The following is a 19,586-nucleotide window of genomic DNA, read 5'->3' as shown; positions in this document are numbered from 1 at the left end:
AAATGGTGGGTATGGATATGCCTGGATTATATACAAATTTCTATAAAGAAAAGCTGGATGATAAAGGTAATATAGAAGGCGTTGATTTTTTATATGATGAAAGCTTTAATTTTGCTTACGACGTAGTTGATAAATACGCAGAAACAGAGCCAGAAAAACTCGCACTTGTGCATAAGAGCACAGATGGAGTGATCACAAGGTTTTCTTTTGCTGATCTTAAGAAACTCTCTGATAAAGCTGCCAATATGCTGGCTAAGCTTGGGATTACAAAGGGCGATAGCGTAATGCTTTTGCTTAAAAGAAGATATGAATTCTGGATCAGCATTATTGCGCTTCACAAGCTAGGTGCTGTGGCTATACCTACATCGCATATGGTCTCAGTAAAAGATATTGCTGAGAGAATCAGGATGGCAGGTGCAAAAGCAGTTATCTGCGTCAATTCAGATGATATCTGTGATAAGGTTAAGGAAGCAGTCCTTCAGGCTGGCGATATGTCTTTTACCAGAACTGGTGCTGGAGAGGTAGTGCAGATTGTAGTCGGTGATAAATATGGGGATGCTATAGCTTTTGATGAGCAGATGGATGAAGCAAGCGAGGAACTGAAAAGAGTAGAGACTAATGTTCACGATGATATGCTCTATTACTTTACTTCCGGAACAAATGGTGCTCCAAAGGCTGTAATACACGACTTTTCATATCCTCTTGCTCACATATATACAGCTAAAAACTGGCATGGCGTAGTAGATAACGGACTTCATTTGACAGTTGCTGATTCTGGCTGGGCTAAATCAGCCTGGGGTAAGCTCTACGGGCAATGGCTTATGGGCAGCGCTGTTATGGTCTATGACTACGAGCAGTTCTACGCCTGGGACATTTTGGAACTCCTGGAAAAAGAGAAAATCAATACCTTTTGTGCTCCGCCTACTATATATAAATATCTGGTTCTGGAGGATTTATCTAAATATGACTTATCTTATTTAAGTCAGGTTACAACTGCCGGGGAACCCATGCCACTAGAAGTCTCAAGGAAGTTTACGGAGAAAACAGGCCTTATTATAAGAGAAGGCTTTGGACAGACAGAGACAGCTCTTCAGATTTGTACTCCTGTAGGAAAAGAGCAAGTTACGGGCTCTATTGGACAGGCTTCTCCGTTATATGACATCAGAATAGTAGATGAAGATGGTGTAGAAGTTCCAGATGGCGAAGAAGGGGAGATTGCTATTATACCAAGGAGCGGAGCAATACTTCCAATGGGAGTTTTTAAGGGGTATCTGGGAGACAAAGCGCAGTATTTGGAAATTTGGAGCGGCGGAATTTATCACACCAAGGACAGAGCCATGAAGGATGAAAATGGCAATTTCTTTTTTCTTGGAAGAAACGATGATGTCATAAAATCCAGTGGCTATCGTATTGGTCCATCAGAAGTAGAGGATGTGATAATGAAGCATCCGGCGGTGTTTGAATGCGCTGTCACAGGCTATCCATCCAAAAACAGAGGAACACTTGTAAAAGCAAGCATCATATTAAATGAGGGATATTCACCTGATCAGCTTCTGCAAAATGAGATTCGGGATTTTGTAAGAGAGAGGGTGGCCCTATATAAATATCCAAGAAAAATATGCTTTGTAACTGAACTTCCAAGAACATCTAACGGTAAGATCAGCAGAGCACTCATAAGGAAGGCGGACATGAAGTCTTAATACATTAAAAGATACCTTAGGGTATCTTTTTAGATTTCATAAATTTAGGTATTGTAAACGCTTACATAAATGTGTTATAACATAGTTAGTCAAATTTCTTTTTTAAGCGATTTGTAAGCGCTTACAATTTAGGAGGATCTGGGTAATGGAATTATTAAACTATGATGTATTGGCCAAGTCAGGCTATGAAGGCTATGTTTGCAAGGAAGCACCTGTAAGAGTTCTTCAGTTTGGTGAAGGAAACTTCATGCGTGCATTCGTTGATTATTTCTTTGATATCAGCAATGAGAAGGCTGGTTTTAATGGTAAGGTTGCTCTTGTACAGCCTATTTCAATGGGACTTACAGAGCTTATTAACAAGCAGGAAGGTCTCTACACACTTTATCTTCGTGGAAGCGAGAACGGAGAGAAGGTTGATGCCAAGAGAGTAATCTCTGCAGTAGATTGCTGCCTTAACCCTTATGACAAGGCTGATTATGACAAGATGATGGAAATCGCAGTATCAGATGATCTCGATATTATCGCTTCTAACACAACAGAAGCTGGTATTGCTTATGATCCTAGCTGCAATTTTGAGGATGTTCCTGCAAACAGCTTCCCTGGTAAGCTTACACAGGTTCTTTTCGCTAGATACAAGGCTGGTAAGAAGGGCGTTGTTGTTCTTTCATGCGAGCTTATTGATAACAATGGTAAAGAGCTTCTTAAGTGCGTCAACCAGTACATTGACCAGTGGAAGCTTGAGGATGGATTTAAGACATGGGTTAACGAGGAGAACATTTTCTGCTCAACTCTTGTAGACAGAATCGTTCCAGGTAGAATTCGTGATGCCAAGGAAGTAGAGCAGCTTGAGGCAGCTAACGGATACCATGATGAACTCATCGATGTAGGTGAGATCTTTGGAGTTTGGATCATTGAGGGACCAGAAGGTCTTGAGGACAGACTTCCATTCAAGAAGGCAGGTGTTAACGTACACGTTGTTCCTGATGTTATGCCATACAAGCACCGTAAAGTTCGTATTCTTAACGGCGCACACACAGGATTTGTTCTTGGCGCATATCTTGCAGGCTTCGATATCGTTCGTGACTGTATGCACAATGATAATGTTGCAGGCTTCATGAACAAGATGCTCAACGAGGAGGTTATTCCTACACTTGTTGATCACCTTGATGAGAATGACCTTAACGAGTTCGCTGCTGCGGTTAAGGATCGTTTCAACAATCCTTTCGTTAACCACGAGCTTATGTCTATTTCACTTAACTCAACAAGTAAGTGGAAGGCCAGAAATATGCCATCATTCCTTCAGTACATTGACAAGAATGGTAAGCTTCCAGTTTGCCTTACAATGTCACTTGCTGCATATATCGCATTCTATTCTAATGATGTTCAGGAGCTTACAGATGCTGGACTTGTATGTAAGAGACCTGCAGGTAACACATACACTGTAAGTGATGACAGATGGGCTCTTGAGTTCTTCTATGATCACAAGAATGATTCAGAAGAGGAGCTTGTTAAGGCAGTTCTTGGTAACGAGAAGATGTGGAATCAGGATCTTAATAAGATCGATGGTCTTACAGATGCAGTTGTTGCTGATCTCAAAAAGATTCATTCAGAAGGTGCAGAAGCAGCTTATGCAAGTTGCCTTTAATAACTGCTAAAATATAAAATCCAAAATCCTCCTAGTGCGCACAAATGTGCGTTTTGGGAGGATTTTTTATTACAAAATTAATATTGTTTACAATCTCATTTTTGACTGAAATCAAGAACGAAATTATAAAAATAAAATTTTTGTTAAAAAAATTGTAGCCAAAATGGTAGACATGGTTTATTATGTTAACAGCACAACGCTTTAAACTGTTAAACTTTAACTTAACGAAAACCAATCAGAAACTATAAGTAATCGTTATAGTTAAACGAGAATATCTTATTGATTTATTTTAAACAGCGTAGTATAATTGTATACAAGTTTGAAAGAAAGTAGAGACAATGACGTTTTTACGAATATCATTTGTGGGGAACATATTCTAGTGATAAAAAGGCTATTTGTATCTTCACGATGCAAATAGCTATTTTTATATATTTTCTTATTAATAATATGGAGGAAAATTATGAAGAAGTACAACAGAGTAATCGCTTTACTTGCTGCTACATCTATGACAGCTACACTTATGGCTGGATGCGGCAAGACAGAAGCTCCTGCACAGACAACAGATACACCTGCGCAGACAACAGAAACAACAACAGAAGCTGCTGCTACAGAAGCTACTGAAGCTCCAGCTGAGGAAGTTGAGGAAGATCTTCCATCACTCGTAGGAGTTGAGCCAGACACACGTGCTGCTGCTGAAGCTTATTCAGAGCTTTGGGATATGGACAGCTATCAGGAAGAGTCATCCAAGCAGTATGAAAGAGCTCTTGGTGAGTACTACGAGACATACCAGAACGCACTTGGTGCATCAAGCCTTTCAGAGCGTTATGCACTTCAGGCTCTTGCAGAAGCTAAGCTTCTTGAGTCAGGTGTATTCCTTCCAATGACAACACGTGGTGGTAACTACGCTATTTCTCGTATGGCTCCTGGTTCTGTTACAAGAACTCTTTGGGGTAACGACGATGAGAGATGGCACAACGCTATCGTAACAACAGAGCTTATCGCTTCTGAGGATATCCAGGCACTTAGAGATCTTAGAGAAGAGCTTAAGGGAACTGGTACATACCAGGAGAAGGCTAAAGAGTACCTTGAAGGAAAAGGATACACAATCAAGGATTCTTACAACTATCCAAGCTCAAGCGATCCTGTAACATGGGACGTTCTTGCTACATCAAGACAGGCTGATAGCAGAATTCTTATCCAGCTTTACGATGGACTTACAGAGTATGACGTTGAGGATGTTCAGCAGCCTGCACTTGCAGAGAGCTGGGAAGTATCTGATGACGGACTTACATACACATTCAAGATTCGTGAAGGTGTTAAGTGGGTTGATTCACAGGGTAGAGAAGTTGCTGATCTTACAGCAGACGATTTCGTAGCTGGTATGCAGCACATGATGGACGCTATGGGTGGACTTGAGTACCTTGTACAGGGCGTTATCAAGGGCGCTGATGCTTATATCAACGGTGAGACAGCTGATTTCTCAACAGTTGGTGTTAAGGCGGTTGATGACTACACACTTGAGTACACACTTGAGCAGGACACACCTTACTTCATGTCAATGCTTAGCTACGGTGTATTTGCTCCTCTTTCAAGATCATACTATGAAGGACAGGGCGGACAGTTTGGTCAGGGAACAGGTTCAGGTAACTACGGAACTGATCAGGACCACATTGCATACTGCGGACCATTCATCATCACAAGCTTCACAGAGAAGAACTCAATCGTATTCAAGGCTAATCCTTCATACTGGAACAAGGATAACCAGAATATCAAGACTCTTACATATGTATATGAAGATGGTACAGATGTAACAAAGACATACAACGATACACTTGCTGGTACCGTTGACGGATGTGGTCTTAACACATCAACTATCGAGTCTGCAAAGGCTGATGGTAACTTCGACAAGTATAACTACACAACAGACACAGATGCTACATCATTCATGGGATTCCTTAACATCAACCGTAAGGGATTTGCAAACTTCAATGATGCATCTGTAGCTATTTCTGATAAGACTGTATTCGAGGCACAGAGAACAACAATCGCTATGCAGAATCAGGACTTCAGACTTGCAGTTGTTCAGTCACTTGACAGAGCAGCATACAATGCTCAGACACAGGGTGAGGATCTTAAGCTCAACTCACTTAGAAACTCATATGTTCCTGGAACATTTGTAACACTTCCAGAGGACGCTACTGTAGATATTAACGGAACAGCTACAACATTTGCAGCTGGTACATACTATGGTGAGATCGTTCAGGCTCAGGTTGACGCTGATGGCGTTAAGCTTAAGGTTTGGGATGCTGATAAGCTTTCATCTGATGGTTTCGATGGATGGTACAACCCAACAGCAGCAAAAGAGAGTCTTGCTAAGGCAGCTGAGCAGCTTGCTAAGCAGGGTGTAGAAGTTACAGCTGAGAATCCTATCCAGATCGATCTTCCATACTTCGCTGGAAGTGAGACATACACAAACAGAGCAAACGCATTCAAGCAGTCTCTTGAGGCAGCTCTTGACAAGCAGGTTGTTATCAACCTTGTAGCTTGCGAGTCATCTGATGACTGGTACTATGCAGCTTACTATCCAGATTATGGATATGAGTTTAACTGCGATCTTTGCGATGTTTCTGGATGGGGCCCTGACTATGGTGATCCTCAGACATACCTCGATACAATGCTTCCAGACTATGCTGGATACATGGTTAAGAGTTTAGGTATCTTCTAATTTAAGGCTTTACATTAGTAAAGATTTATGGTAGATTATATATCTACGTGATAATGAGAGATATCTTAGATTTCTACTTCAAGGAGAGAGTGGGAACTACTTCCCACTTTCTCCATATTTATGTAAATTTGATAGCTTGCATTATATCGTAAAAAAATATTCCAAATAAGGAAAAAGTTATGGGTAAGTATGTATTAAGAAGACTATTTCATGGATTAATTTCTGCTTTCGTTGTTGTAGCAATTGTAATGATCATGATTTACACATTGCTGGATAAGCAGCTTATTTTTGCTGCAGATAATGTTTACAAAAACTATGGAAACAACGAGAAAGTTGCCTACCAGTACCGTAAATGGGAAGAGTATGGCTATCTCGATTATTTGACATATACAGATTATCTTTCTCTTTTAGTAGAAAAAGGTGAAATTGACGAAGAGACTAAGACAAGCGTAGCATCTATCGGCAAGAAGCCTGAGAATGATAAGAAAGAGACAGCAGAGTACGTTGAGAAATTCAATGAATATTGTGCTGCTAATAATTATACAGTAGTAAGACTTAATGCGATCATGGTTTCACCCAAGAAGTATGCTAACGGTGGAGCTCAGCAGCTTTTCGCTTACAAGGCACTTCCAATAACACATAGATTAGTTTCTTATGTTACAGGTCTTATCAAGGTTGATAACATTCACTATGTAGAGAAGAACACTGGTGATGTTCTTGAGAACCCAGGTATCACATTTACACTTCATGATCCTATATACGGTGGAGAGAAGTTTGCTCCAGCTATTATAGGTAATGGTACTAAACATAAGTATTTATTATATTTTGATGGTAAGTTCCCATTCATCCATCAGAACCTTGTAACACTTAATCTTGGTCAGTCTTATGCAGTTAACCAGGGTGTTGATGTATTTGAGACTATGACTAAGCCTCAGGGATCTTATGTAATGACAACAACAACATTCCCTACAGGTCTTACAGAGGAATCAGCTGATGATCTTCATTCAGCAGTTTATGTATCTGGATCAATGCTTGCTAATAAGGTTAATTCAGACAGATTTACAGATGACTATACTAGCGTGACAACTGTTAAGGCTGGTAAGTCCAAGATGGGTTACTCATTCTCAATTGGTATCATTTCAGTACTTCTTATGTATCTGATCGGTATTCCTCTTGGAATTTTGATGTCAAGACATAAAGATAAGTTTGTAGATAAGCTTGGTACAGCATACATCATGTTTATCACAGCGGTTCCTTCACTGGCTTATATCTTCCTGTTCAAAGCCATTGGTGGTAAGCTTGGCTTCCCTACAACATTTGATATTGAATCTACTAGCAAGATGATTTATGTGCTTCCTATCGTTTCACTTGCACTTAGACCTATTGCTGATACTATGAAGTGGCTCCGTAGATACATGATCGATCAGATGAATTCAGACTATGTTAAGTTTGCTAGATCTGGTGGTCTTACAGAGAGCGAGATATTTAGAAAGCATATCCTTAAGAATGCTTCAATCCCGATTGTACATGGTATTCCAGCAGGTGTTCTTGGAGCATTGGTTGGTGCTATCATAACAGAGCGTGTATACGTAGTTCCTGGTGCTGGTAACCTTCTTACAATTGCTATTAACCAGTACGACAACGGTGTAATCGTTGGTGTAGTTCTTTTCTACGCAATACTTTCTGTTGTAAGTATTATTGCCGGTGACGTTCTTATTTCACTTGTTGATCCTAGAATCAACTACTCAGGTAAGGCAAGATAAGGTTTGAATAGATATCATTTATAATTGATTGGAGAGTGTATTTAAAATGGAAAACAAGGATTCTCTTTTTACAGTAGAGGGAATGACAGACGAGGAATTATTTGCTCGTGTTGATCATAACAGTCTCGATTCTGAGAAGATTACTGCTCCCAGATATTCATACTGGCGTTCAGTATTTCGCGTATTCTTTAAGAAGAAGATTAATTTAGTATTCCTTGGCATACTTGCTTTTGTAATACTGTTTGCTTATATTTATCCAACAGTAGTTGAGTATGACAAGTTTGGTAACCTTATGGATTCTACAGCCAAGCATCTTAAGCCTATGGCTGCCATGAAGAAGTTTGGTTACAACATCCACTGGATTCTGGGTGCTGGAGCAGCTGGTCAGTCAACATTTGACGCTATCTGGAATGGCTCCAGAATTTCAATTTCACTTGCATTTATCTGTGCTGCTATCAACATGACCATCGGTGTTTTGGTAGGTGCGATTTGGGGATTCTCCAAGAAAATAGATATGTTCATGATGGAGGTTTACAACATTGTTGGTAACGTTCCTTCAATCCTTCTTATCTCTGTTCTTGTGCTTATCCTTTCACCTAGCTTCTGGTCAATGGTATTTGCACTTACAATTACAGGTTGGCTCTTTATTGCTTACTTCATCAGAACACAGGTTATCATCATCAGAGATAGAGAGTACAATTTGGCCAGCAGATGTCTTGGAACACCAATTACAAGAATTGCAACCAAGAACATCCTGCCATTTATGACATCAGTTATTGTTACATTACTTGCTGTTGAGATTCCATCATATATCTCATACGAGGTATTCCTTGCTTATATCGGTATGGGTATGTCAGATATGTCTCTTGGTAGACTTATTTATGAAGCTGAGAGTGCGATGGTTACTCCAGGTTGGCAGTTTGAGTTCTGGAGCCCTGTAGTAATTGCTTCAATCATTACAGTTGCACTTTATGTAACAGGACAGAATTTGGGTGATGCATCAGACCCTAGAACACATATGTAAGGAATGGCAGAAATGGAAGATAAGAAAGTATTATTATCAGTTAAAGATTTGGAAGTTAAATTCCGCGTTAGAGGTCGTATACTGACTGCTATTCGTGGTATTTCACTTGACATTTATGAAAATGAATCAATCGCCATCGTTGGTGAGTCTGGTTCAGGTAAGTCAGTTTTCACCAAGACTTTTGCAGGTATGCTTGAGACAAACGGCTTTATCAGCAAGGGTGACATTATCTTCAACGATGAAGAGTTATCTAATACTATTGTTACTCTCAATGCTGCTGGTAAGAGAGAGCTTGCTAAGATCATTGACAAGCTTAATACATATTCAAGTCTTGAGTTCGGAGCAGATACTTACAAGAAGATTCTTGATCTTGAATCTGAGAAGAGATCTAAAGAAACTCTTACTGATGAACAGGATGAAGAGTTTACCAAGAAGATAAATGATCTCAAGTTCAAGAAGACTGAGGAGTTCAACCTCAAACAGACCTTCGATACCAAGAAGGAAAAGGATAAGATCAAGGCTTCAGAGAATAAGATTAAGGCTTTTGAGGAAGAAATTGCCAAGATTCAGAAGGAAAGAAATGATCTGATTCAGAAGCACAAAGAGGAAGTTTCTTCTGATGCTACATATCTCAATGAATATGAGAAGAAGCTCGCTGCTCTTAAAGCTCAGTATAAGCTTGATATTTCCAAGCCTATTACTAAGGAGCAGATGGATAGAAACTCAGTACTCGGTAAGGAAATCTACCTTTCTGTAGGAAGATTCAAATATACAACAAGAAGAAAATATGTTACTCGTATTCTCAATGATTTCAAAAAAGCTCTTAAGCTTGGCGAAAACATTGCAGATGAGGAAACAAAGATCAAGATCTTTGATAACGTTATGTACTGCAAGCTTGTAGATGAAGCAGAGACTAAGCTTTCTGGTAAGATTTTCATCAATCTTGCAAGAGTAACAGATCCAAGTGACTGGGGACAGACACGTGGTAAGAAGAGAGCTACAGTATTCCAGGATCCTATGACATCTCTTAACCCAATTATTACAATTGGTAAGCAGATTTCATCAATCATCATGAAGCATCAGAATGTTTCTGAGGTTGAGGCTAGAGCTAGAGCAATCGAGATCATGAAGAAGGTTGGTATTCCTAATGCTGAGAAGCGTTATGATGACTACCCATTCCAGTATTCAGGTGGTATGAGACAGCGTATCGTTATCGCTATTGCACTTTCATGTCAGCCTAAGATTCTTATCTGTGATGAGCCTACAACAGCCCTTGACGTTACAATTCAGGCTCAGATCCTTCAGCTTCTTAAGGATCTTCAGAAGGAATATAACTACACAATCGTATTCATCACACATGACCTTGGTGTAGTTGCTAATATCGCAGACAGAGTTGCAGTTCTTTACGGCGGACAGATCGTAGAGCTTGGTACAGTAGAGGATGTATTCTATGATTCAAGACACCCATATACATGGGCTCTTCTTTCATCACTTCCTCAGCTTGCACAGAGAGATACAGAGCTGTACTCAATTACAGGAACACCACCATCACTTTACAACAAGATTACAGGTGATGCGTTTGCTCCTCGTAACCCATATTGCCTTAAGATTGATACAATTGAGGAACCACCTATGTTCAAGGTGAGCGATACTCATTATGCTAAGACTTGGCTTCTCGATCCAAGGGCACCTAAGATTGAAAAGCCGGAAATTATCCGGAATATTCATGAGAAGTTTTTGAAGATTTACGATATTACGGAGGTTTCAGAAAATGCCTAATAATCAGTTCCCTGAGCATGGACCAATAGATCCAGAAACAGGCAAAGAAGTTCTCCTTTCTGTTAAGAATATTGATATTACATTTGGAAAGGGAGAGAACGCTTTCAAAGCTGTTAAGGATGCAAGCTTTGATATTTATAAGGGCGAGACATTCTCACTTGTTGGTGAGTCTGGTTCAGGTAAGACAACTATCGGTCGTGCTGTAATCAGAGTTAACCCTTGTTCTGCTGGTGAGATCCAGTATAAAGGCGTTAAGATTTCTGGTAATATTTCCAAGTCTCTTGATAGAGAAGTTATCAGAAACATTCAGATGGTATTCCAGGATCCTGCTGCATCTCTTAACGAGAGAGCAACAGTAGACTATATCATTTCAGAGGGTCTGTACAACTTCCATCTCTTTGAGAACGAAGCTGACAGAGTACAAAAGGTTGAGAAGATGATCGAAGAAGTTGGTCTTCTTCCTGAGCACCTTACACGTTACCCTCACGAGTTCTCTGGTGGTCAGAGACAGCGTATCGGTCTTGCGAGAGCTATGGTTATGGAACCAGAACTTGTAGTAGCTGATGAGCCTATTTCAGCTCTTGATGTATCAATCAGAGCTCAGGTTCTGAATCTTCTCAAGAAGTTCCAGAAGGAGAGAGGCGTATCATATCTCTTCATTGCACATGACCTTTCAATCGTAAGATTTATTTCAGATCGTATCGGCGTTATCTACAAGGGTAATATCGTTGAGATTGCTGATACAGAGGAATTGTTCCAGTTCCCTCTTCATCCATATACCAAGTCTCTTATTTCTGCGGTTCCTATCCCAGATCCAAGGCTTGAGAAGAACAAGGTTCTCTTTACTTATGATCCAACTGTTCATGATTACTCAGAGGATAAGCCTGAGCTCGTAGATATTGGACATAACCACCTTGTATATGGTAACAAGAAGGAAATCGAAGAGTACAAGAAGCTTCGTGAAGAGAATAAGCCAATTCAGGCTGTTAAGATTGATCCTGAAGAGGCTAAGAAGCAGATGGCTAAGAATACAGAGTTCATGGGAGCTGAAGAGGTTGACAGCAGTGAGATCCTCAGCACTCCTATTCATGACACTGGTAGTCTGTGGCTTTCTATCCTGTCATTCTTCCTTCCAGTACTCGGAATTGTTGCTGCATTTATCTTCAGAAAGATGAACTACATCAGAAACTATAAGAGATGTAAGAAGGGTGCAATCATTGGATTCATCGTTCTCGCTGTAATTATATTGTTGTTCTTGTTCTTCTTGTTGTTGGCAACACTTTAATATCTGAATTCTATATGAATTATTTAGGCCGATGTCAAAGGCGCATTTAATGGGGCTTTATTGACATTGGCCTTAATTTTGAGCTATATTATGTTATGTAGAATTGCTAAGAAAACGAGTGTTATAATGCAATTCTAATAATTTGATTAGGAGATAAATTAATATGGTTTGCAGTATGACTGGCTTTGGTAGATGCGAAGTCACCGAGGGACAGCGTAAGTACACTGTCGAGCTTAAATCTGTTAACAACAGATATTTGGATTTAGGCCTTAAGATGCCTAAAAAATTCAATGCTTTTGAAGCTGCTATTCGTTCTGAACTTAAGAACTACATGAAGCGTGGTAAGGTAGACGTTTTCATTAGTTATGAAGATTTTTCTGAATCAGATTCCAGGGTTAAATATAATAAGGCAATTGCGGAGGAGTATTTCAAGTATTTAAATGAAATGGCTTCTGATTTTGGCTTGGATAATGATATCAGGATTTCAGTTCTTTCTAAATTCCCAGAGGTATTTACTATGGAAGAGGAAGAGCTTGATGAAGAGGAAGTTTGGAGCGGTCTTCAGAAGGCAATTAACGGTGCTGGCAAGCAGTTCATGGAGTCCAGAGCAAAGGAAGGAGAATTTCTTTGCAAGGATTTAACAGAAAAGCTTGACGGAATGCTTGAAAATGTGGAATATATTACAGAGCGTTCTCCAGAAATCATCCAGGAATACAAGACCAAACTTCGCGAGAAGATTGCTGATCTTCTTGAGGATAAACAGGTTGATGAGAATCGTCTTGCAATGGAAGTTACTATTTATGCAGATAAGGTTTGCGTAGATGAGGAACTTACAAGACTTCGTAGTCATATTAAGGCTACTAAGGAGACTCTTTTAAATGGCGATGATAAGGATGGAATTGGCCGTAAGCTTGATTTCCTTGCACAGGAAATGAACAGAGAGGCTAATACAATTCTTTCCAAGTCTACAGACCTTAAGATATCAGATAGAGGAATCGCTCTTAAGACTGATATTGAGAAGGTTAGGGAGCAGATACAGAACATTGAGTAAACTAATCCATATAGGTTTTGGCAATATAGTTAACGCAGATAAGATTATCAGCATTGTCAGCCCTGATGCGGCCCCTGTTAAGAGAATGGTCCAAAAGGCCAAGGAAGATGGCACTAGTGTAGATGCTACACAGGGACGTAAGACCAAGGCTGTTATTGTCATGGAAAATGGTATGGTTGTTTTATCAGCTCTTTTGCCAGAAACTATCAGCGCCAGAACACAAATAGAGAATGAGAGTATTATAGATGAATCGTAAGGGTATTATTATTGTTGTTTCAGGGTTTTCAGGTGCAGGTAAGGGCACCATTATGAAGGCTCTTATTTCCAAGTATGATCAGTATGCACTTTCTATTTCAGCTACTACAAGAGATCCAAGACCAGGTGAAGAAAACGGAAGAGAGTATTTCTTTGTAAGCAATGAGGAATTTGAGAAGCTTATTGCTGAGAATGGCCTTATAGAGCATGCTGGATATGTTAACCATTATTATGGTACACCTAGAAAGTTTGTAGAAGATAAACTTAATGCAGGAATTGATGTTATACTAGAAATAGAGATTCAGGGTGCACTTCAGATCAAGGAGCAGTATCCAGATGCAGTTCTTTTGTTTGTAATGCCTCCATCAGCAGAGGTTCTCGAGCAGAGACTTCGCGGTAGAGGAACAGAATCAGACGAAGTTATCAGGCAGCGCCTTAAGAGAGCCAATGAAGAGGCTGTTGGAATTGAGAACTATGATTATATTGTAATTAATGATAAACTAGAGGATGCTGTCGAAAGAGTCCATGGTATAATCACAGCAGCACATGGCACTCCAGACAGAAATAAAGAGTTTATCGCTGAGGTAAGAGAGCAGCTTAGCAGGCTCTGATAATAGGTTAGTTATACACTTGATTTAATCCAAGTTGTTTTATACTATATTTCACATTGAATGTTTTATGCGTAAGACGCAGGAAAGGATTTTATATGATACACCCATCTTATGTTGATCTTATGAAGGTTGTTAACAAGGGAGTTGAAGAGGGCGAGGAGCCAGTAATCAGCTCAAGATATTCAGTAGTTATGGCTACTGCTAAGAGAGCTAGACAGATTATTGCTGGTGATGAGCCAATGGTTAAGGTTAAGGATAAGCAGAAGCCTCTTTCAATCGCTGTTGACGAGATGAACCAGGAGACTCTTCGCATTCTCACAGATGAAGAGAAGGAAGAAATGCAGACTGAGGCTACAGAGAACGAGTAATATATGAAGATTTTATTTGTGTCACTTGGTTGTGACAAGAATAGAGTTGATACTGAGGTTATGCTGGGAATGCTGGCTAGCCACGGGCACAACTTTACTGATGATGAACTAGAAGCAGAAGCAGCAGTTGTTAACACCTGCTGCTTTATCAATGATGCCAAGGAAGAGAGCATTAATACTATTTTGGAATTAGCTGAGCGGAGAAAATCCGGTCAGCTTAAAGCGCTTATTGTAACAGGTTGTCTTGCACAGCGCTATAAAGAAGAAATTCAGACTGAGATTCCTGAGGTGGATGAGATTCTTGGCGTTTCTTCAACTGATAAGATCATTGAAGCAATTGATGAGACAGTTAAGCGGAATAAGCTCTGTACACACAAGAATTATTTCGACGACATCAATAGAAAGCCTATTGGAGGCCAAAAAAGAGTTATTACAACAGGAGGCCTTTACAATTACCTAAAAATTGCAGAAGGATGTGATAAGTGCTGTACCTATTGTATTATTCCTAAGGTTAGAGGCTCTTATAGAAGTGTTCCTATGGAACAGCTCCTTGCAGATGCAAGAAATCTTGCTGATGCTGGTGTAACTGAGCTGTTACTTGTTGCTCAGGAGACAACATTATATGGAACAGACCTCTATGGAGAAAAGAAGCTTCCAGAGCTATTACATAAGCTTTGTGAGATAGAAGGTTTTAAGTGGATCAGAGTTCTCTACTGTTATCCTGAGGAGATTACTGAGGAACTTATTCAGACAATCAAGTCTGAGCCCAAGATATGTCACTACCTGGATATTCCTATTCAGTCTGGTTCTGACAGGATACTTAAGAGAATGGGCAGACGCACCAACAATGCTGAGATCAGAGCTCTTGTAGAACATCTAAGATCAGAAATTCCAGATATCTGTATCAGAACAACTCTGATCAGTGGTTTCCCTGGGGAGACAGCTGCTGACCACAACGAGACCTATAAGCTTGTAGAAGATCTCAGATTTGACAGACTTGGTGTATTTACTTATTCACAGGAAGAGGATACTCCTGCAGCTACAATGCCTGATCAGGTTACTGAGAGGGTCAAGAATACAAGACGTAACAAACTTATGCGTCTTCAGCAGGAAATAGCTTTTGAGAATGCCGAAGATATGATTGGCAAGACTGTGGAGGCTGTAATCGAGGGTAGAATTACAGATACTGACGACGAGGATGGACTTTCCTATGTTGCCAGAACCTATAAGGATGCTCCGGATATTGATGGGTATGTATTTGTCACTGGTGTTAAGCGCGAGCTTATGACTGGTGATTATATAAAAGTATTGATAACAGGATCTAATGAATATGATCTGATTGGGGAGGAAACAACATGAATTTACCTAACAAGCTGACCGTTTTAAGAGTAATTTTGATTCCTTTTTTTGTAGCATTTTTGCTGCTTAGTCCTGGAAATGACACTTTTAAGTGGATCGCACTTGCAATCTTTATTGTTGCCAGTCTGACTGATATGTTGGATGGAAAGATTGCCAGAAAATATAATCTTATTACGGATTTTGGTAAGTTTATGGATCCTTTGGCTGATAAGCTCCTTGTGTGCAGTGCTATGATATGCCTTATAGAGCTTGACCGTATTCCTTCATGGATTGTGGTTATTATCATTGCCAGAGAGTTTGTGATCAGTGGCTTCAGACTTATAGCTGCTGATAATGGAAGAGTTATTGCTGCCAGCTATTGGGGCAAGTTCAAGACAACCTTCCAGATGATCATGGTTATTCTGATGATCGCAGATCTGCCTATTGATGCAGTTCAGCTCCTGACTCAGATTATCATGTGGGTTGCACTAGCGTTAACAATAATTTCGCTCGTAGATTACCTTGTTAAGAACAAGGACGTTATGAGCGGTGAGATGTGAGCGATATAAGGAATGAGTAAACACAGTTTTATGCTTGCATAAAAAACTGTGTTTATGAAATGACTGAACGGACATGAGAAAAAAAGACAGGCGAATGAAGAGAGCCTGTTGATTTTCGAATGGACGTAGCATGTCGAGAACGAAGTGGAGACATGCGTAATATCGCTGTAAGTAGTAAAAAAGATAGAAAGAAATATATGAGTAAAGATTTAGAAAAAGAAATTATTAAGGAAAACGAGGTTGCTGAAGAGAAGGTTCGCTACGACGAATCAGGACTTGATGAGAGAATAATAAGAGCTGTTACAGAGATGGGATTTGAATACATGTCACCTATCCAGAAGGCAGCTATTCCTGTAATGATACAGGGTAAGGATATAATAGGACAGGCGCAGACAGGAACAGGTAAGACTGCAGCTTTTGGTATTCCACTTCTTCAGCAGGTGGATCCAACTAATAAGCATCTGCAGGCAGTTGTTCTGTGCCCTACAAGAGAGCTTGCTATGCAGGCTGCAGATGATATTAGAGATTTTGCCAAGTTCATGTTTGGAATCAAGGTTCTTGCTGTATATGGCGGACAGGATATTTCCAGACAGATCAAGGCTCTTTCAAATGGTGTTCAGATCGTGGTTGGTACTCCTGGACGAGTAATGGATCACATGCGCAGACACACCATGAAGATGAAAGATGTTAAGGTCCTTGTTCTCGATGAAGCTGATGAGATGCTTGATATGGGCTTTAGAGAGGATATTGAGACTATTCTTCAGGGGATGCCAGAGGAGAGACAGACAGCTCTTTTCTCAGCTACAATGCCTGATGCCATCCTCAAGATTACCAAGACATACCAGAAGCCTGACGCTGAGTACATCAAAATGACTCCCAAGGAGATCACTGTAGCAGCTATTGAGCAGGCTTATTATAGAGTTCCACAGAAAATGAAGGAAGAAGTCCTCGTGAGACTTATGGACTACTATAGCCCAGCAAGATCACTTATCTTCTGTAACACCAAGAGAATGGTAGACCAGCTGGCAGAGAGCCTTAAGGGCAAGGGATATCTTGCTGATGGCCTTCACGGAGACCTTTCTCAGAATCAGAGAGATACAGTAATGAATCTCTTTAGAAGCGGCAGGATCAATATTCTTATCGCTACTGATGTTGCAGCGAGAGGTATTGATGTAAGTGGTGTAGAAGCTGTATTTAACTTCGATATTCCTGAAGATATTGAGTACTACGTTCATAGAATCGGACGTACAGGAAGAGCCGGCAGAAGTGGTAAGAGCTTTACCCTTGTTGGTGGCAGGGAGATGTACAAGCTCAGAGAAATCGAGAAGGTATGTCACACCAAGATTGAGGAAAGACACGTTCCTAAGGCAAAAGAGATCACAAGAGTTAAGTCACAGAAGGTATTTGCCGAGGTTATCGATATTATCGAAAATGGCGATATCACTTCTGTTCTTGAGTTTGTTAACCAGAAGGTTGAAGAGGGCGAGTACACTGCGGAGCAGCTTGCAGCCGGCTTCATGAAGCTCAAGATGGGCGCAGACCTCGAGGACCTTGTACTCTTCGAAAAGAGCGACAGAAACCGCAGAGACTTTAAGACTCGCGGTGAGAGAGGACGTGGCGACAGAGATAGAAGTGACAGAGGCCGCGGTGATAGAAAACGTGGCGATAGAAATCGCGACGACAGAAGAAACAAAGACGGTCGTAGCAAAGATGGCAGACGTTCTGATAAGGACGGTCGCAAATCTTACGACAAGGACAATAGACGTTCTTCTAGCCGCAGAGATAATAAGGACGGTGAAGCTTTCCCTAAGCCAAAGAGAAAGAATAAGCCACTTAATGATAACGATGGCTTCACAAAGAGCACAGGTCTTGATGAGAGCCTGATCGCAAGCATCAAGGCTGATAGAGATAAGTCTTCTAATAAGTCAAGCGATTCATCCAAGGCTGGTTCTGATACCAAGAAGTATGAGAGAAAGCCAAAGAAAAATGGCGACGGATTCGAAAATGTAGGACGTATCAATATTAAAGGGGAAGGTTCTACAAAGTCATGGTATATGGAGGATACTCCAAGGAAAAAGAAGGCTGACAAGCCAGATACTGATACTATGAATGTTTCCAAGTCTGACAAGAAGGCTATAAAAGCTGAGAATAAAAAGAGAAGCCTTGATTACCTTGCTGATGTTAGCAGCCTTGTAATGGAGAGCTTTGGTAAGCGTAAGAAATAATTAAGTAATCTGGATACGGGGGATAATATGACTGATTTAAAAGGTGGTAGAGCAAGATTAAACAGACTTAGAGCCAAAACCTTTAATATGGTCAGTACAGGGGTTATTGATGAGCCCTTAAACCGTTTCTATGATGTGCTGAGCATTGTAGCTCTTGCACTTAATCTTTTTGCGGCATTTGCTATTACATTTGATTATATGGAGGAGCACTATAAAGGGCTCCTCCTTGCTATTGAAGCAATTACTACATTCTTTTTTGCAATTGACTATTGTCTTAGGGTATTTACAGCTAATGAGCTGTATCCCAAGTTATCGGAATCCAAATCTATAGTTAAATATGTTTTGTCTTTTACCGGAATAGTTGACCTGCTTTCATTCCTGCCATATTATCTGCCGATATTCTTTCCTGCAGGCTATGCAGTGTTCAGAATGTTCAGAGTGGCCAGGATACTTAGGCTCTTTAGAATTAATTCCTATTATGATCAGCTAAATGTTATTACAGAGGTCCTTTCCAGCAAGAAGCAGCAGCTGATGGCGTCGGTGTTTATTATTCTGATACTTATGATGGGCTCCAGCCTATGTATGTATAGTGTAGAGCATGATGCTCAGCCAGATGTTTTCCAAAATGCATTTTCTGGTGTATGGTGGTCTGTTTCAACTCTTTTGACAGTTGGATACGGCGATATTTATCCCAAAACGGTAATGGGTAAGATATTAGGAATAATCATAAGCTTTTTAGGTGTTGGTATGGTTGCTATTCCAACTGGTATCATAAGCGCCGGATTCGTTGAACAGTACCAGAAACTGAAGACTGTCGGTGACTATACTGAAGAGGAAAATATCCATTTCATCAGAATCAGGCTTTCTGACAAGGATAGCTGGACAGGCAAGAAGATAATTGACCTTCAGATTCCCAAGGATATCATGATCGTAGCTATTCAGAGAAAGAAAGACACCATTATTCCAAGGGGTCAGACTGTTCTTGAGAGTGGCGATATCATTGTAATGTGCGCTGAAAAGATAAAAGAGATTCAGCCTATTGACCTTAAAGAGATAACGATAAATGATGGACATTCCTGGAACGGCGTAGCTATCAAGGATATCGATATTTCCAGACAGAGCTATATCTTTATGATCAGGCGTAAAGGAAAGGCCATTATCCCTAGAGGAAACCTTGTTATAAAATCTGGTGATGTTGTTCTTTTATACGAGAAACATAACAAGAATCAGTTGGCATAATATTATGCAAGTAGCAGT

At 40.2% G+C, this 19,586-nt stretch carries 15 protein-coding genes; all 15 read left to right on the top strand.

Annotation, left to right across the window (positions count from 1 at the left end):
• Positions 1–17: 17 nt before the first annotated feature.
• Entirely contained in the window at positions 18–1,700 is a 1,683-nt protein-coding gene (locus IJI01_RS05205; protein ID WP_292186800.1) for an AMP-binding protein, read from the top strand.
• 145 nt (positions 1,701–1,845) lie between these two features.
• Positions 1,846–3,345: a tagaturonate reductase gene (locus IJI01_RS05200; protein WP_292186795.1), complete on the top strand. Its 1,500-nt coding sequence runs from the start codon at positions 1,846–1,848 to the stop codon at positions 3,343–3,345.
• 460 nt (positions 3,346–3,805) lie between these two features.
• A complete protein-coding gene (locus tag IJI01_RS05195; protein ID WP_292186792.1) occupies positions 3,806–6,070 on the top strand; it encodes an ABC transporter substrate-binding protein in 2,265 nt (754 codons plus the stop codon).
• A 179-nt stretch (positions 6,071–6,249) separates the two neighbouring features.
• Positions 6,250–7,833 (top strand): ABC transporter permease, encoded by a 1,584-nt coding sequence (locus IJI01_RS05190; RefSeq protein WP_292186788.1) that lies wholly within the window; start codon positions 6,250–6,252, stop codon positions 7,831–7,833.
• A gap of 46 nt (positions 7,834–7,879) precedes the next feature.
• On the top strand, positions 7,880–8,857 hold the full coding sequence (locus IJI01_RS05185) for an ABC transporter permease (protein ID WP_292186785.1): 978 nt from the start codon (positions 7,880–7,882) through the stop codon (positions 8,855–8,857).
• Between the two features lie 12 nt (positions 8,858–8,869).
• Complete coding sequence (locus IJI01_RS14835; protein ID WP_330623070.1) at positions 8,870–10,636, top strand: oligopeptide/dipeptide ABC transporter ATP-binding protein; 1,767 nt, start codon at positions 8,870–8,872, stop codon at positions 10,634–10,636.
• Positions 10,629–11,921: an ATP-binding cassette domain-containing protein gene (locus IJI01_RS05170; protein WP_292186783.1), complete on the top strand. Its 1,293-nt coding sequence runs from the start codon at positions 10,629–10,631 to the stop codon at positions 11,919–11,921. Before IJI01_RS14835 ends, IJI01_RS05170 begins: the two co-directional genes overlap by 8 nt.
• 163 nt (positions 11,922–12,084) lie before the next feature.
• Entirely contained in the window at positions 12,085–12,972 is an 888-nt protein-coding gene (locus IJI01_RS05165) for a YicC/YloC family endoribonuclease (protein WP_292186781.1), read from the top strand.
• On the top strand, positions 12,965–13,228 hold the full coding sequence (locus IJI01_RS05160) for a DUF370 domain-containing protein (protein ID WP_292186779.1): 264 nt from the start codon (positions 12,965–12,967) through the stop codon (positions 13,226–13,228). The genes IJI01_RS05165 and IJI01_RS05160 overlap by 8 nt, the downstream gene beginning before the upstream one ends.
• Positions 13,218–13,838 (top strand): guanylate kinase, encoded by a 621-nt coding sequence (gmk, locus tag IJI01_RS05155; protein WP_292186776.1) that lies wholly within the window; start codon positions 13,218–13,220, stop codon positions 13,836–13,838. The genes IJI01_RS05160 and gmk overlap by 11 nt, the downstream gene beginning before the upstream one ends.
• Before the next feature lie 95 nt (positions 13,839–13,933).
• Positions 13,934–14,206 carry a DNA-directed RNA polymerase subunit omega gene (gene rpoZ, locus IJI01_RS05150; protein WP_292186774.1) on the top strand — a complete coding sequence of 91 codons (273 nt, stop codon included), beginning with the start codon at positions 13,934–13,936 and terminating at the stop codon, positions 14,204–14,206.
• A 3-nt stretch (positions 14,207–14,209) separates the two neighbouring features.
• A complete protein-coding gene (gene rimO / locus IJI01_RS05145) occupies positions 14,210–15,565 on the top strand; it encodes a 30S ribosomal protein S12 methylthiotransferase RimO (protein WP_292186772.1) in 1,356 nt (451 codons plus the stop codon).
• On the top strand, positions 15,562–16,104 hold the full coding sequence (gene pgsA, locus IJI01_RS05140; protein WP_292186769.1) for a CDP-diacylglycerol--glycerol-3-phosphate 3-phosphatidyltransferase: 543 nt from the start codon (positions 15,562–15,564) through the stop codon (positions 16,102–16,104). The genes rimO and pgsA overlap by 4 nt, the downstream gene beginning before the upstream one ends.
• Before the next feature lie 197 nt (positions 16,105–16,301).
• The gene (locus tag IJI01_RS05135) at positions 16,302–18,329 is read left to right on the top strand and encodes a DEAD/DEAH box helicase (protein ID WP_292186767.1); all 2,028 of its coding nucleotides are present in this window, start codon (positions 16,302–16,304) and stop codon (positions 18,327–18,329) included.
• Between the two features lie 27 nt (positions 18,330–18,356).
• The gene (locus tag IJI01_RS05130) at positions 18,357–19,568 is read left to right on the top strand and encodes an ion transporter (RefSeq protein WP_292186765.1); all 1,212 of its coding nucleotides are present in this window, start codon (positions 18,357–18,359) and stop codon (positions 19,566–19,568) included.
• Positions 19,569–19,586: the final 18 nt, after the last annotated feature.

The sequence above is a fragment of the Butyrivibrio sp. genome (assembly GCF_017433805.1).
In the GTDB taxonomy this organism is placed as follows: Bacteria; Bacillota; Clostridia; order Lachnospirales; family Lachnospiraceae; genus Butyrivibrio.
This window is presented reverse-complemented; position numbering and strand designations above follow the sequence as displayed.